Below are 22,612 nucleotides of genomic sequence, written 5' to 3' on the forward strand. Positions count from 1 at the left end.
ATCGCAGCCTGCGGCAGCTCCTACAGGGTGTACTCGAGACCTCTGTAGGCGCTGCCGCAGGCTGCGATCTTTTGATCTTAAAAAATCAAACCCCGGTTTTAGGGGATTTCAACGAATCATTCCCGGTCACCGTCGCGGTGTTGGTCGCTGCCTCGGCATTCGCCTTCAATCGGCTCAACTCTTCCCCGGCCCGCTCAATCTTCGCCCGCACGTTGTTCATGTCCTGACGGCTTTTTTCCAGCAGGCTCTTGGCCGAACTGTGCCCGGTAATGCCACGTGCCAGCGCCACGCCGCCAATCGCCACTTGAATCAAACCGAAAATACCGCCACGGCGCAGGCCTTTGCCCATCATCACGACACCACCGGCGAGGGAACCGATGCGCTCCCAGCCATGGACGTTCTGGTCCGGGTAGGTCTGGAACGGGGTGGATTCGATGCGTTCTACGCGTTTGAGTTCGCTCATGATCTGTCTCCTGGCGGAAATGGCTGCTTCAAGAATAGATAATTAAGCTGACTGCCGAAGCGGCCGGCTTGTTCCATTGGATGTGCGGCGATTCAGCGGAATTTCGGCCCCGAGCGGGTATTCAGGCCCTTGGCCATGCGGTCGTAGAGCACGACGTTGACCGTGGCGGCGAGGTTCATGCAGCCGGTAGTCGGGATGTACACCACGTCTTCGCACCAGTCGCGAATCTCTTTATCCAGCGAGCCGTCCTCCGGACCGAAGATGTACAGCGCACGGTCCGGGTGCGTGTACTCGGGCAGCGGACGGGCGCCTTCAACCAGTTCCACGGCGACCGGTACGCAATTGAGCGGCAGGATTTTCTTCAGGTCATCGATGCCGATCAGCGGGATGTCGTAGTGCACGCGCTTGGTGTCGGTCACGAAGTCGGCGGCGCGTTCATAACGCTTGCCGGTGTAGAACACTGAGGCCACGCCATAGCAGCCGGCGGCGCGCATGACCGAACCGACGTTTTCCGGTGATTTGGGGTTATACAAACCAATGCAGCTGTACCGTTTGTCTGCCACGAGCGGGGTGCCTTCGGGGAAAAAACGGCGATTATACGGGGATTGGGGGAGGGGTGTTTGGTTTGAGATTGGCGGTGTATGGAAGACCGTTATCGTCGGAACGCCTCCCGGAGCAGGCTCACTTCCACAGGTTCAACTATCGAGCACAGAGTTTGTGTACGACATCAATACATGTAGGAGCGAGCCTGCTCGCGATAGTGCCCGCCGAGGCACTGGAGATATTAATCTTCCTTCTTCATCAACCCGGCCAAAGCAGCAAACGGGTTATGCGTCGCCTTGGCAATCTTCGGCGAACCCAACGACCCCTCGCTGAAATACTGCTGGTCGGTGTAGCGCGAGTGCTCGTTATCGTGGCAATACAGGCACAACAACTCCCAGTTCGAACCATCCTGCGGGTTGTTGTCATGGTTATGGTCGCGGTGATGCACGGTCAGTTCGCTCAGGCGCTTGCCGGAAAACTCACGGGCGCAGCGGCCGCACACGTGCGGGTACATCTTCAGAGCCTTGTCGCGGTAACCCATTTCCTTGTCGCGCTGGTTATCGGCAAGGATGCGGTCCAACTTCGACGTGTTGGTTGGAGGCGTTGACGAACTCATGGGTTCACCTTTGTAAAAGACTAATGACGGTTATAGAGGGAGTTTAGCTCAGCCCTTGAGCTTCTCGGCAATCCAGATGGTATGGCGGGTGCCTTTGTTTCCGTGGGCGAAGACCTGCACTTCCTCGGCCTTGAAGCCGGCTTTTTTCAGTTTGTCGGAAAACTGCCGATCGGCACTCGCCGACCAGACGGCCAGCACGCCTTTAGGGCGCAGTGCTTTGGCGCACGCGCTCAGTCCACCCGCGGAATACAGCCAGCTGTTGGCTTTTTGAGTCAGGCCTTCAGGGCCGTTGTCGACGTCGAGCATGATCGCGTCAAAGCCCTGGGGTTCGGCTTGCAGGACTTTGGCCACGTCTTCCATACGGATGACGGTGCGCGGGTCGAGCAGCGGGTTGCCGGCCTTTTCGCCGAGCGGTCCGCGGTTCCATTCAACGACACCGGGCACCAGTTCGGCCACGACCACTTGCGCGGTTTTGCCCAGGTGCTTGAGGGCCGAGGCGAGGGTGAAGCCCATGCCCAGGCCACCGATCAATACCCGCGAGTCCGGCCGGCCGGCAACCTTGCGGCAAGGAATCTCCGCTAGGGCATCTTCAGAACCATGCATGCGGGTATTCATCAGCTGCCCGCCATCGCCGCCCTGGATCTTGATGACGAAATCCTCACCGTATTCGAACAGGCACAGGGCACCGCCATTTTCAGGAATCGGAGTGGTGTCGAGCAGTACGAAACGTTTCATGAGGCTCTCTTGAGAAGATTGGGTATTGGGGAGGGCAAACACGCGCAGTTGGGAGTAGCCTGCAAATAGACAACAAGGCTAACGGAGCCATTGATGAAGCGCACCATTCTAACGGTCATTGCCTTGGCCGCGCTCTCGATTCCTGCAGTGCAGGCCCAGGAACTGCAAGTCATTCCCACCAGTCCCGCGCCGATGTCCGGTTCACCCGGCACCGCGACACCGACACCGTACCCGCAGATTACCCCGACCAGTGTGCCGAGGGCCGGTCCTGGCAGTGGCAGCGCGCCCTTGTTGCCGCGGATTGAAATGCCCAATCCGCCCAAGGACCAGACCTTGCCGGGCCTTGAGCAGAACAACACCAGGATTAAATCCCCTGGCGGTTAAATTTGCTGGGACAGCAGTTGTCCATCCGCCATGCGCAGGCGTTTGGAAAGCGAAACGGCAAGGGCGCGGATGATCTTGGCGGCGATTTTTGGCGAATCGTTGAGCATCTTCTCCAGCGAATCCTTGCCCAGGTTGAGCAACTGGCAGTTGCTCGCCGCCACGCAACTGGCCGAGCGGCGTTCGCCATCCAGCACGGCCATTTCGCCGAACGCCCGGCCGCTGCGCAGGGTGGCCATGGTCACGGCTTGCCCGTCACTGTTGGTCTTCTGCACGGCCACCTGGCCGCTGTGGATGATGCACATGAAGCTGCCGGCATCGCCTTCGTGGAAAATCACTTCGCCCTCGGGGACGGTGCTGATGCTGAAGTAGCCGGACGCCGCCGCGAAGTCCGCTGGCAGCAAGTGATCGAAGAGGCCGCAATCCATCAGCCAATAGCGGATTTCGTTGTTCAACTGAGTGTTTTCTGACATGTCGTTGTGTCTTTATCGGGTTTTATTGCGGGTTCAGGCCTGGCCGACACCGATGATGCTGAATACCACAACCCTGTAGCAGCTGGCGAAGCCTGCGAACCTGTGGCGAGGGGATTTATCCCCGCTGGGTCGCGCAGCGGCCCCAAAATCTATACGACTGCTGCGCAGCCGAACGGGGATAAATCCCCTCGCCACAGGGACGCAGGCTGCGCCAGCTGCTACAGGGGTACGTCCGGCAGGGCCTGCTACTCAGGCAATCCCCAACACCTTGAAGACAAATGCGTATTCCAGCGCGACGTCACGCAGTCCCTGATAACGACCGCTCATCCCGCCATGCCCGGCGCCCAGTTCGGTCTTGAGCAACAGCGGATTCGTGTCGGTTTTGGTCGCTCGCAGCTTGGCTACCCATTTGGCCGCTTCCCAATACTGCACGCGGCTGTCGTTGTAGCCGGCGATCACCAGTGTCGCCGGGTAAGCTTGGGCAGTGACGTTTTCATACGGAGCGTAAGCCTTGATTCGCTCGTACACCTCCGGCTCTTCGGGATTGCCCCACTCGTCGTATTCGGTGACGGTCAGCGGCAGGTCCGGGTCGAGCATCGTGTTCAGCACGTCGACGAACGGCACTTCAGCAATCGCCGCGCCGAACAGATCCGGACGCTGATTGAGCACCGCACCGATCAACAAGCCACCCGCGCTGCCGCCACTGATCGCCAGTTGCGGGGCGGTGGTGTAGCCGTTGGCGATCAAGTGTTCGGCACACGCGATGAAGTCGCTGAAGGTGTTGTGCTTGTGTTCCTGCTTGCCTGCGCGATACCAGGCTTCACCCAGTTCACCGCCGCCGCGCACATGCGCAATCGCAAACGCCACGCCGCGATCCAGCAGGCTCAGGCGTGCGTGGGAGAACCAAGGGTCGAGACTTTCGCCGTAAGCACCATAGCCATAGAGATAGAGCGGTGTCGGTTTGCCCAGTGCTTCGCGTTTGACCACCAGGCTGATGGGCACTTGCGTCCCGTCCGGCGCGGTCGCCCATAGGCGCTGACTGACGTAGGCATCGGCATCGAACGGACCCAGTACCGGGGTTTGCTTGAGGACTTTCTGCTCGCCATTTGCCAATTCCAGCTGGCGGATTTGCGCTGGCCGGTTCAACGCTTCATAGCGCAGGCGGATGCGCTCGCTGACGAACTCCAGGCTGTTCTGTACATGCAGGCTGTAGGCCGCATCCGGCAGATTGACGCGGTAGCTTGGCAGGTCTTGCGGGTGCACCTCGATGATGGGCAAACCGCCTTCGCGCAGGCTCAGGGTCAAAGCCCCCGCGTTGAGGCTCATGCCGTCGATCATCGTGGTATCGCTGTGCGGGATCAGTTTCTGCCAATCGGCCTCGGTCGGCGCAACGCCGGTATCGACGGCGCGATACAGCGCGAAGTTGATCCCGTCGCGGTTGGTGCGAATGAACCAGGTCCATTCACCGTCGAGCGCGCCGTGATCGACATCGTATTCATGATCGTCCACGCGCGGTGCAACACAGGTGAACGCTTGCTGGGGCTGCGCGGCGTCGAGGACCCACACTTCACTGGTGGTCTTGCTGCCCAATGCCAGCAGCAATTGCAGCTCGGAACTCGAGCGGTAGCAATGGAGGAAGAATCGACCGTCCGGCTCATGGAACACTTCTTCGGCCGCAGTGCCATCCAGTCGATAGCGGAACAGCTTGTGCGGGCGATGGGTGTCGTCCAGTTCGCCGAAAAACAGCGTCAGGCTGTCGTTGGCCCAGGTCATGCTGCCATCGCAGTCCTGGAATTCCAGTTCACTGACCCGTCCGCTGGACAGTTCCTTCACGAACAGCGTGTACACCTCATCACCTGTGGAATCGATGCTGTAGGCCAGGCGCTGGTGGTCCGGGCTGATGCTGAACGCCCCAAGAGAGAAGAAACCGCCGTTGGCCAGTTCGTTCGGGTCCAGCAGCAGCTGTTCCTGGCTTTCATCCAGCTGCAGGCCGTCATCGGCCGGGCGCGGGCAGCGGTAATGGCGCGCGTACTCGTCGCCGGCGGTGGTGCGGGTGTAGTACAGATACGGGCCCCACGGGGAGGGCAGGGACAGGTCGGTCTCGAGGATCCGGCCCTTGATTTCTTCGAACAGGGTTTCACGCAGCCCGGCCTGATCGGCGGTCTGCGCTTCCTGATAGCGGTTCTCAGCCTTCAAGTAGTCGAGCACCGCGTCGGTGTCCCGCTCCTGCAACCAGGCATACGGGTCGGAACCTTCAGCCCTGTGGGCTAGGGGTGCATCGGAAACGTTGGCGGATAGGGGCATGAAGGGCTCTCGAACGAAGTACGGAATAGGTTTCTGCAGGAAGGTCTGCTGCCCTGCAGCGCTGGCATCCACAGTCGATGTCGACTGGACTGGCGCCATCGCGAGCAAGCTGTGCTCCTACATGGACAAGCCTGATGGGTGAAAAGTCGTTACTATAAGCGCCTCTTTGCCTCCCTTGCCATGGACACCATGACCGAGAACGACTATCTGATCGCTTGGGGCCTCTACGCCTTCGCCGCTATAGGCTGCCTGTTGGTGTGGTTGCGCCTGACCCGCTGGATGTGGCGCTGGCTACGCGAGCCGCTGCGGCTGCTGGTGGCCGTGTTGCTGTTCAGCCCGACCATTATTGATCCCGTGAAGGAAAAAGTTGCACCGGCGATCGCCATTACCGCCCTCGACCTGATGTTCAAAGTCGGTAATAACGCCTGGCGGGCGATTTCCGACCTGTTCATGTACGGGATGATCGCCTTCGCCCTCTACCTCATCTTCGTGGCTATCCGCTTCCCTATCGAACGCGCCGCCAACGCTCGCAAGGAACAGGCCGCCGCTGCCCGGGAAGCTGCCCGGGCGGAAGAACCTGAAGACGAGCATCTGTTCGGCGGTGCCGGGGATGATCGATACGGCCGTCCACCGGTACCGAGCAACCCTCAGCGTATGCGGGTCGAACCGCGTTTGTAACACTGGCCCCAGCTTTTCATCGAGAGACCGAGCATGTGTGAGTTATTGGGCATGAGCGCCAATGTCCCGACCGATATCGTGTTCAGCTTCACCGGGCTGATGCAGCGCGGCGGGCGTACCGGTCCGCACCGTGACGGTTGGGGTATCGCGTTCTATGAAGGTCGCGGATTGCGCTTGTTTCAGGATCCGGCAGCGAGCTGCGAGTCTGAAGTGGCGAATCTGGTGCAACGCTATCCGATCAAGAGCGAAGTGGTCATCGGGCACATCCGCCAGGCCAACGTCGGCAAGGTCTGCCTGTCCAATACTCACCCGTTCGTCCGCGAGCTGTGGGGACGCAACTGGTGTTTCGCCCACAACGGCCAACTGGCGGATTTTCAACCGATCACCAGCTTTTACCGTCCCGTGGGCGATACCGACAGCGAAGCGGCGTTCTGTGACTTGCTTAACCGCGTGCGCGCCGCCTTTCCTGAACCGGTCGACGTCGAAGCACTGTTGCCCGACCTGGTCGCCGCCTGCGCCGAGTATCGCAATAAAGGCGTCTTCAACTGCCTGCTCAGTGATGGCGACTGGCTGTTTTGTTACTGCTCGACCAAACTTGCCCAGATTACCCGCCGCGCACCGTTTGGCCCGGCGCGCTTGAAAGATGTCGATGTGATCGTCGACTTCCAGGCCGAAACCACGCCCAACGACGTGGTGACCGTGATTGCCACCGAACCCTTGACCGAAAACGAAACCTGGACCCGTTACGAACCGGGCCAATGGAGCCTGTGGCGACGCGGTGAATGCGTCAGCCAGGGCAAGACCGAATAAGGACCGTCCCGATGTTGCTCAGTTATGTACGACTGGTGTTGTTCGCGGCGGGCCTGTTGATCGGCGTGCAAGTGCCGGGTTTTATCAGCGATTACGCCAAGCGGGTCGAAGCCCATCTGATTGAGGCGCAGACCGGCTTGAGCGGTTTTCAAGGCACCGCCAATCAGTTCTTCAAAGGCGACATGCAGGCACTGGTCGCGCATTACCGCGCCAGCGAAGACCCGATTTTTCGCAGCGACGCCGACAGCCTGAGCACCTTGCTCACCCGCCAGATCGCCCTCGATAAACAGTTTCAGGCCATGCAGGGCCCGTGGTATATCCGCGTCCTGCAAGTGGCCCTGGCCGCCGACCCGGATATCCGCAAGGAAACCTGGAATGGCTACAGCTACCAGATTCTGCTGACCCCGGAAGCGATGATCTGGGGCATGAGCGGCGCCTTGCTGCTGTCGTTCGGAATCGAATGCCTGTTCCGCCTGATCGACTGGGTGGTGTTGGGCGGCAAGCGTCTGCGCCAGAGCCGGCCGATTGAAGATCGGGATGTGCGGGGGTTGTAACTAGACTGCACCAGATACACCCAAATCCCTGTAGCAGCTGGCGCAGCCTGCGTTTGCTCCGGGGGCGCGCTCGACCGAAGCAGTCGCTGTCCAGGCACCGTGATACCGGTTTGAAAAATCAGGTCCGCTTCGCGCCCCAACGCAGGCTGCTACAGGTTGTCGTGAGGCTTGACTGATCGGCATGCCTGCTTAACTTTCACCAATCTACCGAATAACTCACGCTCAGCGTCCGGCCTTGAGCGTTCGCGTAAGGCGCTCGCGCGTTGGCTTGAGCAAACAGATTTTTGTACGTGCGGTCAGTCAGGTTGTACACCCCGCCTTCAAGACGCCCGACCGGCAAGTGCACCGAACCGAGTAAATCCACCAGCGTATAGCCATTGATATCTCGCCCGTTGTTGTCCTTGGCGGCGGCATCGTAGTTGGCCAGGCGCATGCCTTGCAGACGCAGGGCGTAATCATCCCTGGCGTAGCCGGCAAACAACGTAGTTTTAGCGGGTGAAATACGGGTGGCCGGCAGGTCGATCCATTTGCCGTTCTGTTCGGTTTCCCCTTTGGCCCAGGCGTAGGTGCCGCCGAGCGACCAGTCATCGGTGACACGATACGTCAGGCTGCTTTCGATACCTCGAACCCGCTCTTTCTGATTGATCAGACGCAATACGCGATCATTGGCATCGTAGAACTGGGTCACATCCGACGTGTTTTCATACGCCGTGACATCGGCTTGCCACTGGCTCCAGTTGCCACGCCAGCCCAGCTCGTAACTGTCGACCTTGATAGCCTGCGCATTGAGGCTCTGGATGTTGAAAGTGCTCCTGACATCACGCATGAAACGCTGGATGTCCGGCAGCGAAAAACCCTGGCTGTAGTTGACGAAAATGTCCTGGTTTTCGCTCAGGTGGTAGACCGCACCCAGGTTATACAGCGTGGCGCTGTACTGGAGGGTGTCGCCCGGCAACGTCGCGCGTACACCGGTTTGAACGATTTCACCGTAAGCAATACTGTCGGCGACCTCGCTTTTGATCCATTCACGGCGAATACCGCCACGCAACGTCCAATCACCGATTTCCCATGACATCTGCCCGAAAAGCGCTTTGGTGGTGGTTTCGATGTCAGGTCCCATTTCGTAGGTCGTGCCGGTTTTTGTGTAGGTCAAACCATTGAGGGTGTATTGGTCGCCACGCTGTCGGGAGCGTTCGTGATCGTAGTCGGCGCCCCACACCAGATTACCCGTGGCATTGCCAATGGCTGGAAGCGCCGAATCAATGGCTGCACGCAGGCCGTAGACATCCTGCACGCTGTTGTTGTCGGCGATGCCGGCCTTGCCCCGCGACAGGTCCGGAAAAAACAACGCGTCGGCCTTGCGCCAGTAGCTTTCCAGTTGCAGACCCTGGTTGTAGAAGTCCTTGTCGGTGTAATTGAGGTTGACTGCCTGATTATGGGTGTAAGGCTGGTCGCCCAGTTTCAACCCTTTGACCGCCATGGCTTGCTGCCGGTTTTTCGGATCCTTGGTGTAGTCGGTGTCTTGTTGGTCCTTGTAGTTCTGCAGCGACAGGCTGAGTTTCTTGTCAGCATCCAGCTCATACCCGAATCGACCTTGCAGGTCATAGGTTTCGGTGTCCATGTTGCTGCCCTGGGACGTATCCTGAGGGATACGCTTGCCGCTGCCGTCGTATTGGTCGTTGCGCTGGGTCAGGTCGGCGGACACGTACCAGTCCAGCGCATCCCTGCGCCCGGTCGCGCTCTGGAAGACTTCATAGGCGAGGCCTTTTGCATTGAAGTGGTTGCCGCTGCTCAAGCCCAACTTGCTGCTATAGGCGATGTCCTGACCCTGATTACGCTTGGTGATGATGTTGATGATGCCGCCTGAGGCACCGGCACCGTAGACGCTGCTGGCGCCGGAGATCACTTCGATGCGTTCGATGCTCGCCGGCGCAATGCTGTTGAGCTGACGAAAATTATCGCGCGTGGCGTTCTGTGACACGCCATCGATCAGCACCAGCATGTTGCGCCCGCGCAGGGTCTGCCCAAAGTTGCTCATTCCGCCGCTGGAAGGTGCAAGGCCGGGAACCAGTTGCCCGAGAATGTCGGAGACCCGACGACCTGCACCGCTCTGCTCGCGGACCTGCTGTTCATCGATGACCTGAACGGAGCCAGGAATCGAGGCGATGCTCACTTCGTTGCGTGTAGCAGAGACGACGGTGGCCTGGAGGTTCAGGGTGCCGGGCGGCGGCTCGATCTCCTCGGCGAGGCTGGAGGGGCTGAAAGCGCCGAGCAGGGGAATGAGGTACGACAGTCTGGATTGGGTCATGTTGTGGTCTTTTTTTATGATTGAAGTGGTAGAAAGCGTTTTGATGCCGGGTGCTGAGGCGAGCTAACGAATCCAGCGAATCCCGAGAGCAGCCAGTGCGTAAGCCACCGCCACCAGCCAGAAACTGTGAGCCAGACCGATCACACCCATGCCGACGCCGCCGACAACAACGCCTAGCAAGGCACCGGCTTTTGCCGCGCTGTTGCCAAGGCCCAAGGCGAAACCGAGTTGATTTGGGGTGACGGTGCAGGCGATCAATGCATAAGCGACGGGAAGCAGGGCGCCTTGCCAGATGCCCCAGATGAGCCGACTGACGAGAAACCCCACCCATTCGTTAGCCAGTGCTGTCGCGGCGAGCGTCAGGGCGCACAGCCAGGCCACACCTTCGATAACGCGCAAGGTTTGAGCCGGCGCCCAACGATCGAACAAGCGCCCCCACATCGGTGCGGACAGCGCAAGGGTCGCGGCGCTTGCCGCGTAAGTGGCCCCGATCAGCCAATTGGGTGCTTGTAAAATGTTGGCGACATACAGGGCGTAAAACGGCTGAGGAATCGTCTTCGCGGCCTGGATCAGTACGATCACCAGCAGCATTGAGACGAGCCAGCCTTTGGGCAGAGGCATTGACGCAACGGGTTTTTCACGCGCCCTGCGAGTCGTGTCGGCAGGCAGGAGAAGGCTGCCCGCGACGCAAACGAGGCACACCACTGTCGCGCCATAGCAGAGAAGGGCAAACCCCGAGACGTCCATCAACCATCCGCCTGCAATGGGGCCGATTAACGAACCGACAGCCGTCGCTGACTGCAAGCGGGCAAGGGTGTGACCGCGTCTGTACCCGTCGCAGAAAGCCAGTGCATAGGCTTGGGCGGCGGCGAGAAAACCGGCCAGCGCGCCTTGCACCACGCGTAGGCCTACAAGCCACCATGGATCGACGATAACGGCCGCCAGGCCTTGGCATAGCGCGAGTGCCAGCAGTGCGCGGATGATCATCGCCTTGTGCCCGGTACGATCTCCCAATCGGCCCCACACGGGCGTCATCACCATGGCTGCGAGCATCGGGCCGGCGTAGACCAGTGTTGATAACAACGAGGTGTAACCGACATCCTCTGGCCCGAGTAGGTGCTGGATCTGCAAGGGCCAGAACGGGCCGCTCATTTCCATGGCGCCCATGGAAAAGAACTGGATGCTGATCAGCAGTGGCAGCGCCCGCCCGTTAGCGCGCATGTGCGCTTGATCGCAATGGATTGTTCAAGCGCCCGACGATATCGGTGTGACAGTCGAGCAAACGCATGCGCATAAACGATTTGGCTGGCCAATCCTGTTCCAGCAAGGCGAGGCGCTCGGTTTCCCAACGCTGAGGTTCAATGTGCTCGCGCAAGGTATCGAAGCAATGGGTAACGTGAGTGGCCATCCGCTCCCAAAGCAGCCGTTCAGGCACGTTCCAGTGTCGGGCGCACAGCAACGCCAGCTCGCCCAGATGGCACATGAAGGTGGTGTGCAGAAGTTTGTCGCGGACAAAGCCGGGGTCGTCGTAGAGGGTCATTTTCGGGTCATGCAACAGCAGGTCGAGACCCTTTGCGTGCAGCGTCTGGCGATGGAGACGAACATCGCCGAAGTCGCGCAGCAGCAGTCGACTCAACTGCCCGTCAGCGCCCATCACCATGAAGCTGTTTTGCTGGTGCGCTTCGAACGCTATGCCGTACAGGAGGTACATACCCAGCAAACCCGGTACGGCAATCGACACGTAGTCATTGAAGAACGCAAGCATTGCCTCCCTGTCGTCACTGCCCTGAGCCAGTTGGACCCAATCACGCAACAGCGGTCGTTCGAGCTCATTGACGGCGAACAGACTACCGACCGGTACCGCCAATTCACCGTTTTGAATCAAGGTATGCGGGTTGTCGCGGTACACCACGGCCAGATGTCGGGAACGTTCGTCATCGGCTGGCTGAGGTGAGTAATGAACACCGATTCGCTCCGGGACGATGTTCAGCTTGCGGCGTATATCTGGCTCCAGATCCAGAATGTGCAGAAGCAATTGGCTGATGCGTGGGCCCATCCTGGCCGAACGCGCAGAGACGGTGCGCTGCACGCTGGTCAGGCGTAATGACACCGGTAATTTGACCATCGGCGCTGTCTGGCTCGCCTCCGGTAATACCGTGCGAAAGGACATGGTCGGGTGGGCAATGAACGCAACGATGTCGGTGATCACCAACAGGTTATCGGCGAGTGCCTCCGCGAAGGTGTGGGGCAGTTCCTCTTGCGCCTGCCAGGGATGAGCGGGCAAGGGGAGGTAGTCCTCGGACTTGAGCCCCATTTGCTCCAGATGTTGATGGAGTTGCTCGCAGGCCTGGGGGAAGTGAGCGTGCCACCACTCCCGATAATCGGGAGTACCGTCCAGTGCTTCGACATGGGCGGACCCCCGGTGTAACGCGCAAAGGACAATCGCAACACTCGCGTCGAATTCCGGGGACAGTGCAATGACCTGCGTGGCGCTCAAGCCCAGCTTGGTTTTGTAGTTCGGATGCCAGGGATGGCCAAGCGTGCCCCATTGCTCGAGCAGTAACGTCGGAATCTCTGAAGCTAGGCCGGCTTTAAGCCAGCCCAAAAGATTGCCGTCGTGTTCGGTGTCAATTTCCTCTCTTAAACGCTCAGTCCACTTGTGGTGAAACGCCAGGCAAAGGGTGTCATTGCGCAGGCTGTCCTCCAGTTCCGTGGACAGACGTTCGAGTATGGCGCAGGGGGCGGGGGAGAAGTGAATACTGAGCTGCGCGAGCAGTTCGCCGGGCGTCAGGATTTTGTGGGGCAAATGACCGGCAGGGAAAAGGGTGACACTGCCGCGCAGGTCCCAGCTGTCCATTCCTGCACCGGTCAAATGATCAAAGCAAAGGTGCGCGTCATCTCCAATGGGCAACCAGCAACGACCGACATCGTCGTAAGTGCAAATATCAGGGTTGATCAGTTTCTCTCGAAACAGCGCCTGCATCAGGCGCTGAAAGCTCCGTTGAGTGGCGGGTTCCAGCGCTTTGATCAGATGATCGAGCGTAATGCGATGGTCCTGAAACGCTTCTGTTTCGAGGGCCTCACTCCAGTGCGTGAGCAATTGCTGCTGTAGTAGCGTGTAGGCGCGCATTGAGTTCGACTCCTTGTCGACAGTCGTTAGCTGAAAGCGCGCAAAGAGTATTATTTTCGAAAACAATGGTAGTGAAGACGATTCCTATTATCGTGTAGGAGGCTTCCTGTTCATACGTTTGGTAACGGTTTGCTCAAGCTGACATACCCTTCACCCACCTTCTGCGCGTACTCCACCAGCACCTGCTGACACAACGCCACAATCTCCTCGACCCATTCCACGCCCACCCGCCACGACACCACCACCTGCAAGTTCGGTGGCCGTTGATCAATATTCAACAGCGTCAGTTCACCCCGCGCCAATTCCTCGGCGACCAGCACCGGCGGCAATGCACCGATACCAAAGCCATCCCGCAGCAAGCGGGTGATGGCGGACACCGAATTCACGCAGTTCAGCCGCGGTGCCATCACTCCATTCGCTTGCATCAGGCTCAAAATGTCCTGATGCGGGTGGGAGTTTTTCGAGTAGGTGATGATCCGTTCTCGCGCGAGGTCGGTGATGCCCGAATACTCCCGGTTGTAAAGGGAGTTGCTGGCCGCGATCCAGCCAATGGGATGACTGGCCAGCTCCAGGCTGCGCACGCTTTCCTGGCGCAGCAGGTCGGTTTGCAGGATCACGTCGAGAAAGCCTTTTTGCAGCTGATCGCAGAGGTTGAGCGAGGTATCGGCCACCAACTCGATTTCCACCAGCGGATAGTGGTCCGTCATCTGCGCCACCAACGGGCTGAGCCAGGTGTGAATCACCGTGTCCATCACGCCGATGCGGATCCGTCCGACTTTGCAGGAGCGGGTCTCGATCGAGTGCTTGAGCGCCTGCATGGTGTCCATCATCTGCTCGGCGTATTCGAGCACTTTCAGGCCTTCGGGCGTCAGGCTGACGCCGCGGGAATCGCGCAGGAACAGTTTCACGCCAAGCTCGGTTTCGAGCACCGCGATCCGGCTGGAAATCGATGCTTGAGTGGTGAACAGCTTGTCTGCCGTCAGGCGGAAACTCTTGAGTCGGGCAACCCAGACAAAGGTCTCAAGAAACTTCAAGTTCATGGAATCAACTCGCAGGCTTAAACCGGGGGGATAAATTTTTCTTATGCCTAAGGCGGGTTTTTATTAGTTGGACGCAGTAGGGGCGGGCGTCCAAAAATCGACGCATCCGGTTCCCACGATAGGCGTCGTCGGGGCTCAGAACAATACCAATAAAATTTGCGCGGAGATTCGCCATGAGTGCGCCCGACACGCTCGATACCCCCAAGGCCACGGCTCGCCCGGGACCCTTCGACTGGTATCACAACATCAATCAGCAGGAACGTCGCACCTTCTGGAGTTGCAAGATCGGCTATGGCCTGGACGGCATGGACACCCAGATGCTCAGCTTCGTGGTGCCCACCCTGATTGCCATGTGGGGTATTACCACCGGTGAAGCCGGGCTGATTCACACCAGTACCTTGATCGCTTCGGCCATTGGCGGCTGGGTGGCGGGGATCCTGTCCGATCGCATCGGTCGCGTTCGCACCTTGCAGCTGACGGTGCTGTGGTTCGCGTTCTTCACCCTCCTCTGCGGCTTCGCGCAAAACTACGAACAACTGCTGATCAGCCGCACGTTGATGGGCTTCGGTTTCGGCGGCGAATGGACCGCTGGCGCGGTGTTGATGGGCGAAGTGATTCGCGCCAAGGACCGCGGCAAAGCGGTGGGCATGGTGCAATCGGGATGGGCGCTGGGTTGGGGGCTGACGGCGATTCTGTATGCGCTGCTGTTCTCGGTGTTGCCGCCGGAAGATGCCTGGCGCGCGTTGTTTATCCTGGGGATTGTGCCGGCGATCTTCGTGATTTTCGTCCGGCGGCTGGTCAAGGACCCGGAAATCTACCGCGAAGCCAAGGCTAAACAGGTACCGGGCAATCAGGCGAAGTTTTACGAGATCTTCGCTCCGGGCATCCTGTTCACCACGATTCGCGCTTCGGTGCTGACCACGGGCGCACTCGGCGGTTACTACGCCATCACCTCCTGGCTGCCGACTTTTCTGAAGAATGAGCGAGGGTTGAGCGTGCTGGGTACGGGCGGTTATCTGGCGATGGTGATCGTCGGCTCCTACGTCGGCTATGTCATCAGCGCGTATTTGACTGACATCCTCGGCCGCAAGAAAAACTTCATTCTGTTTGCCGTCGGCTCTTTCACCATTGTGCTGCTCTACACCCAGTTGCCCGTCAGTAATGGCGTGATGCTCTGGCTGGGCTTCCCGCTGGGCTTTTTTGCCTCGGGGATTTTCAGCGGTATGGGGGCGTTTCTCACGGAGCTGTTTCCGACACGGATTCGCGGTTCGGGTCAGGGCTTTTGCTACAACATCGGCCGGGCGCTGGCGGCATTGTTTCCGCTGTTGATCGGCTTGCTTAGCCAGAAGGTGCCATTGAGCGTAGGCATCGGGGCATTTGCGGCGGTGTCCTACGGGGTGGTCATACTCGCGGCATTAAGTCTGCCGGAAACACGTGGCAAGCAATTGGATGCGCAGTAATCTGCCTGCATCTGAAAAGAATAAAGCCTACAGGAGTGTTCACCGTGAGCCGCCTGCTATTGAACTGCGACATCGGCGAGAGTTTCGGCAACTGGACCATGGGTCTGGACGCCGAGGTCATGCCCTTCATTGATTGCGCCAACATTGCCTGCGGCTTCCACGCCGGCGACCCGAGCATCATGCGCAAGACCGTCAGCCTCGCCGTGAGCAATGGCGTGCTGATCGGTGCGCATCCGGCTTATCAGGACCTGGTGGGATTTGGTCGGCGTTCCATGGCTTACACCGCCGAGGAACTGCAAGATATCCTGCTTTACCAGATCGGTGCACTGGATGGCATTTGTCGCGCTCAGGGCGGGCGGGTGAGCTACGTCAAACCCCACGGCGCGATGTACAACGACATGATGGCCAACCCCGCGCAATTGCGAGCGGTGCTGCAGGCGGTAGCGGCGTATGACCGGACGTTGCCGCTGATGCTGATGGCGACACGTGACAACAGCGTCGCGCAGCAGCTTGGCAATGAATACGGGATCACGCTGTGGTTCGAAGCGTTCGCCGATCGCGCCTACGACAGCGCCGGCAGGCTTGTTTCGCGTCAACAGCCAGGCGCCGTGCACCATGATCCGGAAAAAATCATCGAACAGGCGCTGACCATTGCCCGGGGCGGCGACCTCACTGCCAGCGATGGCAGTGCCTTGCATCTGCAGGCCAACACCCTTTGCGTTCATGGCGACAACAGCAGTTCAGTCGCTGCCGTGCGACGTATCCGCGAAGCCCTCGATCAGCAGCGTGCGTCATGAAGCTGCGGGTGGAAGTGGTGGCGCTGGATTGCCTGATGGTCCGCCTGTTCGATGAGATCGCAGAGGCCAACATGCCCTGGATGCTCGCGGCCAGTGAAAGTCTGCGGACGGCGTTCGCCGGGCATCTGATCGACCTGGTGCCGTCCTACACAACCTTGATGGTGCATTACGACCTCAGCGCATTGAATCCGTCCCAGGCTCGGGAGTTGATCAGTGCCGCGTTGATCGATCTGTCGCCCAACGCGCGCACCCGCGGCACCTGTCATGTATTGCCGGTCTGGTACGACCTGAGCGTCGGCCCGGAGTTGAACCTGTTATCGCAACGCAGCGGGTTGGCGGTGGCTGACGTCATCCGCCGTCACAGCGAGCATGAATATCAAGTGTTCGCCCTGGGCTTCGCGCCGGGATTTGCCTTCATGGGGCTGGTCGAGGAAGTGCTGGCGGCGCCGCGTCTGGATACGCCACGCAAAAAAGTCGCGGCCGGCAGCGTGGGTATCGCCGAGCGGCAGACCGCGGCTTACCCGGTCGTATCGCCCGGTGGCTGGAACCTGATCGGCCGAACCCCGGCCAAATTGTTCGACCGTGAACGCGATGGCTACAGCCTGATGCAACCAGGCGATACGGTACGCTTCGAGGCGGTCAGTCACGCCGAGTTCCTCAACCTGGGTGGCGATGACACGCCACTGGAGGCACAGGCATGAGCCGTCTAACGATAGAAGCAAGCACACCGTTGTGCCTGTTGCAGGACGCGGGTCGGTTCGGCGTGCGGCATCTGGGTGTGACACAGGGCGGGGCGCTGGATTGGCGTTCAATGTCGTGGGCGAACTGGCTGCTGGGCAATGAGCTGGATGCCCCGGTGATTGAAATCACCCTCGGCGGGTTTACCGTGGTCGCGCAAGAGGATTGCGTGCTGGCGCTGGCGGGAGCGGACCTCGGCGCCCACGTGGATGGCGAGGCGCTGGCACCATGGCGCAGTTTCAGGCTGAACAAAGGTCAGCGCTTGCAACTGACTCAGCCGCTGCTTGGGGCTCGGGCTTACTTGGCGGCACCCGGTGGGTTTGATGCGCCGAAGGTATTGGGCAGCAGTTCAACTGTGGTTCGAGAGGCGCTGGGTGGGCCGGACGCAATGGGTCGGGCGCTGGCCAAGGACGCGCAGTTGAGTTATCGGGGGAGCTCGCTGTTACTGCTTCGGGAATTGCCTTCGACACATCGACCGGACTTCCACGACAACAGGCCGTTGGACCTGGTACTGGGTGCGCAGATAGGCGCGTTCAGCGGGCAGAGTTCGTTCGACGCGTTCAACAATGCCTGGACCCTGGACAGCCGGGCCGACCGGATGGGCATTCGCTTGCTGGGAACGGCACTGGAGTATCAGGGCAAGCCAATGATCTCCGAAGGCATCCCGCTCGGTGCCGTTCAGGTGCCGCCGGATGGTCAGCCGATTGTGCTGCTCAATGATCGGCAGACCATTGGCGGGTATCCACGACTGGGCGCGTTGACGCCGTTGGCGTTGGCGCATTTGGCTCAGTGTTTGCCGGGGGCGAAGGTGCGGCTGCGGCCGGTGGTGCAGGACGTGGCGCATCGGGAGCAGATCGAGTATCTGAAACGGTTTTAACTGTGGCGAGGGAGCTTGCTCCCGCTGGGTTGCGAAGCAGCCCCAAAAGGACTGCTGCGCAGCCCAGCGGGAGCAAGCTCCCTCGCCACAATGTTATTTGGACAGGTACCGCATCCCTTCCTCCAACCCCCGCAACGTCAGCGGGTACATCTGATCATCAATCAAGTCCCTCACGATGTTGGTCGATGAGGTATAGCCCCACGTGTCTTTCGGGTAAGGATTGATCCAGATGACTTTCTTGTACTTCTCCATGAACCGCTGCATCCACACGTAACCGGCTTCTTCGTTCCAGTGTTCGACGCTGCCACCGGCCTGAGTGATTTCATACGGCGCCATGGCGGCATCACCGATGAAAATCACTTTGTAGTCGGCACCGTACTTGTGCAGCAAGTCCTGGGTCGACGTGCGCTCGGAAGTGCGGCGCATGTTGTTCTTCCACACCGACTCATAAATGAAGTTGTGGAAGTAGAAGTACTCCAGGTGTTTGAACTCGGTCTTGCAAGCCGAGAACAACTCCTCGCAGATTTTCACATGGGCGTCCATCGAGCCGCCGATGTCAAACAGCAACAACAGCTTCACGGTGTTGCGCCGCTCCGGACGCATCTGGATGTTCAGCAGGCCCGCATCACGCGCGGTGTGGTCGATGGTGCCATCGATGTCCAGTTCCTCCGCCGCACCCTGGCGGGCGAATTTGCGCAGGCGCCGCAGCGCGACCTTGATGTTGCGCGTGCCCAGCTCGACCGAGTCATCAAGGTTTTTGTACTCGCGCTGATCCCAGACCTTGACCGCCTTGCCCTGACGTTTACCGGCATCGCCTACCCGAATGCCTTCCGGGTTGAAGCCACCGGAACCGAACGGGCTGGTACCGCCAGTGCCGATCCACTTGTTGCCACCGGCATGGCGTTCCTTCTGTTCTTCCAGGCGCTTCTTGAATTCTTCGATGAGTTTGTCCAGACCGCCCAGGGACTGGATCGCGGCCCGTTCTTCGTCGGTCAAGGAACGCTCGAATTCCTTGCGCAACCAGTCTTCAGGAATCAACGCCTGAAGGTGGTCATCGAGCTTTTCCAGGCCATTGAAATAAGCACCGAACGCTCGGTCAAACTTGTCGAAATGCTTTTCGTCCTTCACCAGAATCGCCCGGGACAGGTAATAGAACTCGTCCATATCGGCGAAGGTCACGCGCTGTTTCAGCGCGTTGATCAGGTCCAGCAGCTCACGCACCGAGACCGGAACCTTGGCAGCACGCATTTCATTGAACAGGTTGAGCAGCATGGCGTGGGCCCTTATCGAGTGCCGCGACGGCTCATGAACGCCAGGCGCTCAAGCAATTGCACGTCCTGTTCGTTCTTCACCAAAGCGCCGGCCAGGGGCGGAATGGCCTTGGTCGGATCGCGTTCACGCAGCACCGCTTCGCCAATGTTGTCGGCCATCAGCAGCTTCAGCCAATCCACCAGTTCGGAGGTCGATGGCTTCTTTTTCAGACCCGGCACTTTGCGCACGTCGAAGAACACGTCCAGCGCTTCGCTGACCAGGTCTTTCTTGATGTCCGGGTAGTGCACGTCGACGATTTTCTGCAGCGTGGTGCGATCCGGGAAGGCGATGTAGTGGAAGAAGCAACGGCGCAGGAAAGCATCCGGCAGCTCTTTCTCGTTGTTGGAGGTAATGATGATGATCGGGCGTTTCTTGGCCTTGATGGTCTCGTCGATCTCGTAAACGTAGAACTCCATCTTGTCAAGTTCTTGCAGCAGGTCGTTCGGGAACTCGATATCGGCCTTGTCGATTTCATCGATCAGCAGGATCACCCGCTCGTCGGACTCGAAAGCCTCCCACAGCTTGCCCTTTTTCAGGTAGTTGCGAACGTCGTGGACCTTGTCTGTGCCCAGTTGCGAGTCGCGCAGTCGGCTGACCGCGTCATACTCGTACAGGCCCTGATGGGCCTTGGTGGTGGACTTGATGTGCCAGGTGATCAGCTTGGCGCCAAAGGATTCGGCCAGTTGCTCGGCGAGCATGGTCTTGCCGGTGCCTGGCTCGCCCTTGACCAGCAGTGGCCGCTCCAGGGTGATGGCAGCGTTGACCGCCAGCTTCAGGTCATCGGTGGCGACATAGGCCTGGGTGCCTTCGAACTTCATCGGGTAATCCTCGAACGGTGACGCCGACCTGGACGATGCAGGGCGGGGCGGGCTAATTCATTGTGATGCCCGACTATAACTCGCAGGCCAGTCGACTGTGAACGCAGACGGCTTATTCAGTCTCTGAATGGCGCGTCACTTCTTGACTTGTTGCGAGGCGGGGCAACAACTACCGTCACGCGTAAACCTCAACCCGCCTCAGACTTTGGCCGCTCATACCGGGCATTGAACGCCTGAACGAATCCGTTGCGCAAAATCTGCAAAAACGCCTGAAACGCGCTGATGTCCTGGCGATGCACATTACCGCTGAGCTCCACGCGTGTGGCGAACTGGTTCTTGACCTGGTTCTTCAGCACCGTTTCGGAGCCGCCGACGATGGCTTCCCAGATTGAGCGGAAGATCCCTTTGTCCTTGTTCTCCACATCCTGCTGCCAGTTGAAAACGTCGACGTCCTTTAACAACGGCTTGATATAGCCCTTGAGTTTCCCCTTATTGGCCTCGGCTTCAATCACCACATCGCCATGGCCGGCATTGAAGTCGAACTTGCCATAAGCCGATGCGAAATCATTCATGCGCTTGAGTTCGATGTCCCTGGCCCGCAGGCGAAATTCGAAATCCTCGAAATTGCTTAACGGGTCGAACGTGGCGGTGGTTTCCAGCGGTGCATGCCCGAGCAACAGTGCTTTGCCTTCAAAGCGGGCATCACGTTTGCCTTCTTTATCAACCACGTTGGTCAGGTTGTAGATGCTGGCATTCACCTGGGTCGCGTTCATGTTCACCGGCGGCTTGGAGTTGAAGTTGCGAAAACTGATCTTGCCGTCGTGGATCCGGACTTCGTCCAGGGTAATGGGCAACAGTTTGCTCAACTGAGCGCGCCAGTCAGTGCCCTGACCGGTCTGGGAGTTCTGTTTGTTGGCACCGCCGTCGACGAAGTTCACTTCGGGATTGAAGAACTGCGCCTGGGCCACCACCGCATGGTCGTACCAGAGCGAGTGCCAGCTGACGGACAAGTCGATCAGCGGCGCATTGACGAACGGTACCGGGACTTTGCCGTCAACCTTGACGATCTTAAGCCCGTTGATTTTGTAAGCGCCGCGCCACCACGCCAGGTCGACGTCGGTGATCTGGCCGCGGTAGTCGCCCATGTCCGCCAGCTTGTCGTTCAGGTAGTCGCGCACCAGATAGGGCAGGGCGATATGCAGCGCTATCAGCAGTACGACGAGGCCTGCAAAGGACCACAAGGGCCAACTGTAACGACGTTTCATGATGACAAATCTCCGGCGATGTAAAGCCATTGACTGTTCTTGTTACAGGACGTTCGACCTGACTGGACGACCACGAGCAACAGGCTTACCTTTGAGCGCTATTTCAACGCTGTACAAGGACCCAGCCATGAGCCGTATCTACGCTGACAACGCCCATTCCATTGGCAATACACCGCTGGTGCAGATCAACCGGATCGCTCCGCGCGGCGTGACCATCCTGGCCAAGATCGAAGGGCGCAACCCGGGTTATTCGGTTAAATGCCGGATCGGTGCCAACATGATCTGGGACGCGGAAAGCTCCGGGAAACTCAAGCCCGGCATGACCATCGTCGAACCCACCTCCGGCAATACCGGCATCGGCCTGGCCTTCGTGGCGGCCGCACGGGGTTACAAGCTGATGCTGACCATGCCGGCGTCCATGAGTATCGAGCGCCGCAAGGTGCTCAAGGCTTTGGGTGCCGAGCTGGTGTTGACCGAACCGGCCAAGGGCATGAAAGGCGCCATTGAAAAGGCCGCCGAAATCGTGGCGAGCAATCCCTCCACTTACTTCATGCCGGCGCAGTTCGAGAACCCGGCCAACCCGGCCATCCATGAAAAAACCACCGGGCCAGAGATCTGGAACGACACTGACGGTGCCGTCGATGTGCTGGTGGCTGGCGTTGGAACCGGTGGAACTATTACCGGCGTTTCGCGGTATATCAAGAATACCCAGGGTAAACCCATTATCTCGGTAGCCGTGGAGCCGGTCGTGTCCCCGGTGATCACGCAAGCGCTGGCGGGTGAGGAAATCAAGCCGAGCCCGCACAAGATTCAGGGTATCGGTGCTGGTTTTGTGCCAAAAAACCTGGATTTGTCGATTGTCGACAGGGTGGAGCTGGTGACGGATGACGAGTCCAAAGCCATGGCGCTGCGCCTGATGCAGGAAGAAGGGATCTTGTGCGGTATCTCCTGCGGTGCTGCCATGGCGGTGGCAGTGAGACTGGCTGAGACGCCGGAAATGCAGGGCAAGACGATCGTGGTGATTTTGCCGGACTCTGGCGAGCGCTACCTGTCGAGCATGTTGTTCAGTGATCTGTTTACCGATCAGGAAAATCAGGCATAGGAGCAAATGCCTTCGCTGGTGGAACGCGTTCTCTGTAGCAGCTGGCATTGAGGGTAGCAAGGTGCTGACTCAGGTCAGCTCCCGTTCAGTAATCCCGTGTTATGAAGTGCTTTGTTACGCAATCTTCAATACTGAATGTTAAATAAAGCGGGTTTTTCCCGAGGCCGGTAGTGATTATCATGGCCGGCTGCCACGTCGGGTAAATGGCG

General features: G+C 59.2%; 22 protein-coding genes. 9 read left to right on the forward strand and 13 right to left on the reverse strand.

Annotation, left to right across the window (positions count from 1 at the left end):
- Window positions 1-85 precede the first annotated feature (85 nt).
- The 4 genes from AC3ZVB_RS00405 to AC3ZVB_RS00420 form a co-directional block, all read right to left on the reverse strand.
- A complete protein-coding gene (locus AC3ZVB_RS00405; RefSeq protein ID WP_162436929.1) occupies window positions 86-463 on the reverse strand; it encodes a YgaP family membrane protein in 378 nt (125 codons plus the stop codon).
- Window positions 464-555: 92 nt separating this feature from the next.
- Window positions 556-1,026 carry an RNA methyltransferase gene (locus tag AC3ZVB_RS00410; RefSeq protein WP_007911337.1) on the reverse strand — a complete coding sequence of 157 codons (471 nt, stop codon included), beginning with the start codon at window positions 1,024-1,026 and terminating at the stop codon, window positions 556-558.
- Between the two features lie 221 nt (window positions 1,027-1,247).
- Window positions 1,248-1,622 (reverse strand): YajD family HNH nuclease, encoded by a 375-nt coding sequence (locus AC3ZVB_RS00415; RefSeq protein WP_162436928.1) that lies wholly within the window; start codon window positions 1,620-1,622, stop codon window positions 1,248-1,250.
- A gap of 48 nt (window positions 1,623-1,670) precedes the next feature.
- Window positions 1,671-2,357, reverse strand: coding sequence for a spermidine synthase (locus AC3ZVB_RS00420; RefSeq protein ID WP_162436927.1), 687 nt, complete (start codon window positions 2,355-2,357; stop codon window positions 1,671-1,673).
- Between the two features lie 93 nt (window positions 2,358-2,450).
- Between AC3ZVB_RS00420 and AC3ZVB_RS00425 the strand changes: the two genes are divergently transcribed.
- Window positions 2,451-2,741, forward strand: a complete 291-nt coding sequence (locus tag AC3ZVB_RS00425) for a hypothetical protein (protein ID WP_162436926.1) — start codon at window positions 2,451-2,453, stop codon at window positions 2,739-2,741.
- Here AC3ZVB_RS00425 and AC3ZVB_RS00430 read toward each other — a convergent pair.
- The gene (locus tag AC3ZVB_RS00430; RefSeq protein ID WP_490145503.1) at window positions 2,738-3,211 is read right to left on the reverse strand and encodes a Crp/Fnr family transcriptional regulator; all 474 of its coding nucleotides are present in this window, start codon (window positions 3,209-3,211) and stop codon (window positions 2,738-2,740) included. The two genes, AC3ZVB_RS00425 and AC3ZVB_RS00430, sit on opposite strands and share 4 nt — an antisense overlap.
- Window positions 3,212-3,460: 249 nt before the next feature.
- Window positions 3,461-5,515, reverse strand: a complete 2,055-nt coding sequence (locus tag AC3ZVB_RS00435) for a S9 family peptidase (RefSeq protein ID WP_490145504.1) — start codon at window positions 5,513-5,515, stop codon at window positions 3,461-3,463.
- Window positions 5,516-5,695: 180 nt separating this feature from the next.
- Between AC3ZVB_RS00435 and AC3ZVB_RS00440 the strand changes: the two genes are divergently transcribed.
- The 3 genes from AC3ZVB_RS00440 to AC3ZVB_RS00450 are packed head-to-tail and all read left to right on the forward strand — an operon-like array spanning window position 5,696 to window position 7,557.
- Window positions 5,696-6,193, forward strand: coding sequence for an MFS transporter (locus tag AC3ZVB_RS00440; protein ID WP_162436953.1), 498 nt, complete (start codon window positions 5,696-5,698; stop codon window positions 6,191-6,193).
- 33 nt (window positions 6,194-6,226) lie between these two features.
- The gene (locus AC3ZVB_RS00445; protein ID WP_162436923.1) at window positions 6,227-7,003 is read left to right on the forward strand and encodes a class II glutamine amidotransferase; all 777 of its coding nucleotides are present in this window, start codon (window positions 6,227-6,229) and stop codon (window positions 7,001-7,003) included.
- Window positions 7,004-7,014: 11 nt separating this feature from the next.
- On the forward strand, window positions 7,015-7,557 hold the full coding sequence (locus tag AC3ZVB_RS00450; protein ID WP_162436922.1) for a DUF2937 family protein: 543 nt from the start codon (window positions 7,015-7,017) through the stop codon (window positions 7,555-7,557).
- A 196-nt stretch (window positions 7,558-7,753) separates the two neighbouring features.
- Here the strand turns inward: AC3ZVB_RS00450 and AC3ZVB_RS00455 are convergent, their stop codons facing one another.
- The 4 genes from AC3ZVB_RS00455 to AC3ZVB_RS00470 all read right to left on the reverse strand — a co-directional run bounded on the left by AC3ZVB_RS00455 (window position 7,754) and on the right by AC3ZVB_RS00470 (window position 14,035).
- Entirely contained in the window at window positions 7,754-9,865 is a 2,112-nt protein-coding gene (locus AC3ZVB_RS00455) for a TonB-dependent receptor (RefSeq protein WP_490145505.1), read from the reverse strand.
- A gap of 63 nt (window positions 9,866-9,928) precedes the next feature.
- Window positions 9,929-11,086, reverse strand: coding sequence for an MFS transporter (locus AC3ZVB_RS00460; protein ID WP_490145506.1), 1,158 nt, complete (start codon window positions 11,084-11,086; stop codon window positions 9,929-9,931).
- Entirely contained in the window at window positions 11,076-12,995 is a 1,920-nt protein-coding gene (locus AC3ZVB_RS00465; RefSeq protein ID WP_490145507.1) for an IucA/IucC family protein, read from the reverse strand. The genes AC3ZVB_RS00460 and AC3ZVB_RS00465 overlap by 11 nt, the downstream gene beginning before the upstream one ends.
- A gap of 110 nt (window positions 12,996-13,105) precedes the next feature.
- The gene (locus AC3ZVB_RS00470; RefSeq protein ID WP_162436918.1) at window positions 13,106-14,035 is read right to left on the reverse strand and encodes a LysR family transcriptional regulator; all 930 of its coding nucleotides are present in this window, start codon (window positions 14,033-14,035) and stop codon (window positions 13,106-13,108) included.
- 173 nt (window positions 14,036-14,208) lie between these two features.
- Here AC3ZVB_RS00470 and AC3ZVB_RS00475 point away from each other — a divergent pair, with 173 nt between their 5' ends.
- From AC3ZVB_RS00475 to AC3ZVB_RS00490, 4 genes are read left to right on the forward strand one after another with little or no spacing between them, the layout of a single operon-like run.
- A complete protein-coding gene (locus AC3ZVB_RS00475; RefSeq protein WP_490145508.1) occupies window positions 14,209-15,495 on the forward strand; it encodes an MFS transporter in 1,287 nt (428 codons plus the stop codon).
- 44 nt (window positions 15,496-15,539) lie between these two features.
- Window positions 15,540-16,292, forward strand: coding sequence for a 5-oxoprolinase subunit PxpA (locus tag AC3ZVB_RS00480; RefSeq protein WP_194690721.1), 753 nt, complete (start codon window positions 15,540-15,542; stop codon window positions 16,290-16,292).
- Complete coding sequence (locus AC3ZVB_RS00485) at window positions 16,289-16,993, forward strand: 5-oxoprolinase subunit B family protein (protein ID WP_490145509.1); 705 nt, start codon at window positions 16,289-16,291, stop codon at window positions 16,991-16,993. Before AC3ZVB_RS00480 ends, AC3ZVB_RS00485 begins: the two co-directional genes overlap by 4 nt.
- Window positions 16,990-17,907, forward strand: coding sequence for a 5-oxoprolinase subunit C family protein (locus AC3ZVB_RS00490; protein WP_490145510.1), 918 nt, complete (start codon window positions 16,990-16,992; stop codon window positions 17,905-17,907). Before AC3ZVB_RS00485 ends, AC3ZVB_RS00490 begins: the two co-directional genes overlap by 4 nt.
- 93 nt (window positions 17,908-18,000) lie before the next feature.
- Here AC3ZVB_RS00490 and AC3ZVB_RS00495 read toward each other — a convergent pair whose 3' ends face one another.
- The 3 genes from AC3ZVB_RS00495 to AC3ZVB_RS00505 all read right to left on the reverse strand — a co-directional run bounded on the left by AC3ZVB_RS00495 (window position 18,001) and on the right by AC3ZVB_RS00505 (window position 21,301).
- The gene (locus AC3ZVB_RS00495; RefSeq protein ID WP_122837858.1) at window positions 18,001-19,179 is read right to left on the reverse strand and encodes a vWA domain-containing protein; all 1,179 of its coding nucleotides are present in this window, start codon (window positions 19,177-19,179) and stop codon (window positions 18,001-18,003) included.
- 11 nt (window positions 19,180-19,190) lie between these two features.
- Complete coding sequence (locus AC3ZVB_RS00500; protein ID WP_162436913.1) at window positions 19,191-20,036, reverse strand: AAA family ATPase; 846 nt, start codon at window positions 20,034-20,036, stop codon at window positions 19,191-19,193.
- A gap of 188 nt (window positions 20,037-20,224) precedes the next feature.
- Window positions 20,225-21,301: a DUF748 domain-containing protein gene (locus tag AC3ZVB_RS00505; protein WP_490145511.1), complete on the reverse strand. Its 1,077-nt coding sequence runs from the start codon at window positions 21,299-21,301 to the stop codon at window positions 20,225-20,227.
- Between the two features lie 127 nt (window positions 21,302-21,428).
- On the opposite strand from AC3ZVB_RS00505, the gene cysK reads away from it, so the two are divergent.
- Window positions 21,429-22,403: a cysteine synthase A gene (gene cysK / locus AC3ZVB_RS00510; RefSeq protein WP_162436909.1), complete on the forward strand. Its 975-nt coding sequence runs from the start codon at window positions 21,429-21,431 to the stop codon at window positions 22,401-22,403.
- Window positions 22,404-22,612: the final 209 nt, after the last annotated feature.

The organism is Pseudomonas sp. MDV22-iso1 (assembly GCF_058145095.1).

Excerpts from the sequence above, each read along its gene's own strand:
- AC3ZVB_RS00405 (WP_162436929.1), bottom strand. The coding sequence starts at position 463 with ATGAGCGAACTCAAACGCGTAGAACGCATCGAATCCACCCCGTTCCAG.
- AC3ZVB_RS00415 (WP_162436928.1), bottom strand. The coding sequence starts at position 1,622 with ATGAGTTCGTCAACGCCTCCAACCAACACGTCGAAGTTGGACCGCATC.
- AC3ZVB_RS00420 (WP_162436927.1), bottom strand. The coding sequence starts at position 2,357 with ATGAAACGTTTCGTACTGCTCGACACCACTCCGATTCCTGAAAATGGC.
- AC3ZVB_RS00425 (WP_162436926.1), top strand. The coding sequence starts at position 2,451 with ATGAAGCGCACCATTCTAACGGTCATTGCCTTGGCCGCGCTCTCGATT.
- AC3ZVB_RS00430 (WP_490145503.1), bottom strand. The coding sequence starts at position 3,211 with ATGTCAGAAAACACTCAGTTGAACAACGAAATCCGCTATTGGCTGATG.
- AC3ZVB_RS00435 (WP_490145504.1), bottom strand. The coding sequence starts at position 5,515 with ATGCCCCTATCCGCCAACGTTTCCGATGCACCCCTAGCCCACAGGGCT.
- AC3ZVB_RS00440 (WP_162436953.1), top strand. The coding sequence starts at position 5,696 with ATGGACACCATGACCGAGAACGACTATCTGATCGCTTGGGGCCTCTAC.
- AC3ZVB_RS00445 (WP_162436923.1), top strand. The coding sequence starts at position 6,227 with ATGTGTGAGTTATTGGGCATGAGCGCCAATGTCCCGACCGATATCGTG.
- AC3ZVB_RS00450 (WP_162436922.1), top strand. The coding sequence starts at position 7,015 with ATGTTGCTCAGTTATGTACGACTGGTGTTGTTCGCGGCGGGCCTGTTG.
- AC3ZVB_RS00455 (WP_490145505.1), bottom strand. The coding sequence starts at position 9,865 with ATGACCCAATCCAGACTGTCGTACCTCATTCCCCTGCTCGGCGCTTTC.
- AC3ZVB_RS00460 (WP_490145506.1), bottom strand. The coding sequence starts at position 11,086 with ATGCGCGCTAACGGGCGGGCGCTGCCACTGCTGATCAGCATCCAGTTC.
- AC3ZVB_RS00465 (WP_490145507.1), bottom strand. The coding sequence starts at position 12,995 with ATGCGCGCCTACACGCTACTACAGCAGCAATTGCTCACGCACTGGAGT.
- AC3ZVB_RS00470 (WP_162436918.1), bottom strand. The coding sequence starts at position 14,035 with ATGAACTTGAAGTTTCTTGAGACCTTTGTCTGGGTTGCCCGACTCAAG.
- AC3ZVB_RS00475 (WP_490145508.1), top strand. The coding sequence starts at position 14,209 with ATGAGTGCGCCCGACACGCTCGATACCCCCAAGGCCACGGCTCGCCCG.
- AC3ZVB_RS00485 (WP_490145509.1), top strand. The coding sequence starts at position 16,289 with ATGAAGCTGCGGGTGGAAGTGGTGGCGCTGGATTGCCTGATGGTCCGC.
- AC3ZVB_RS00490 (WP_490145510.1), top strand. The coding sequence starts at position 16,990 with ATGAGCCGTCTAACGATAGAAGCAAGCACACCGTTGTGCCTGTTGCAG.
- AC3ZVB_RS00495 (WP_122837858.1), bottom strand. The coding sequence starts at position 19,179 with ATGCTGCTCAACCTGTTCAATGAAATGCGTGCTGCCAAGGTTCCGGTC.
- AC3ZVB_RS00500 (WP_162436913.1), bottom strand. The coding sequence starts at position 20,036 with ATGAAGTTCGAAGGCACCCAGGCCTATGTCGCCACCGATGACCTGAAG.
- AC3ZVB_RS00505 (WP_490145511.1), bottom strand. The coding sequence starts at position 21,301 with ATGAAACGTCGTTACAGTTGGCCCTTGTGGTCCTTTGCAGGCCTCGTC.
- cysK (WP_162436909.1), top strand. The coding sequence starts at position 21,429 with ATGAGCCGTATCTACGCTGACAACGCCCATTCCATTGGCAATACACCG.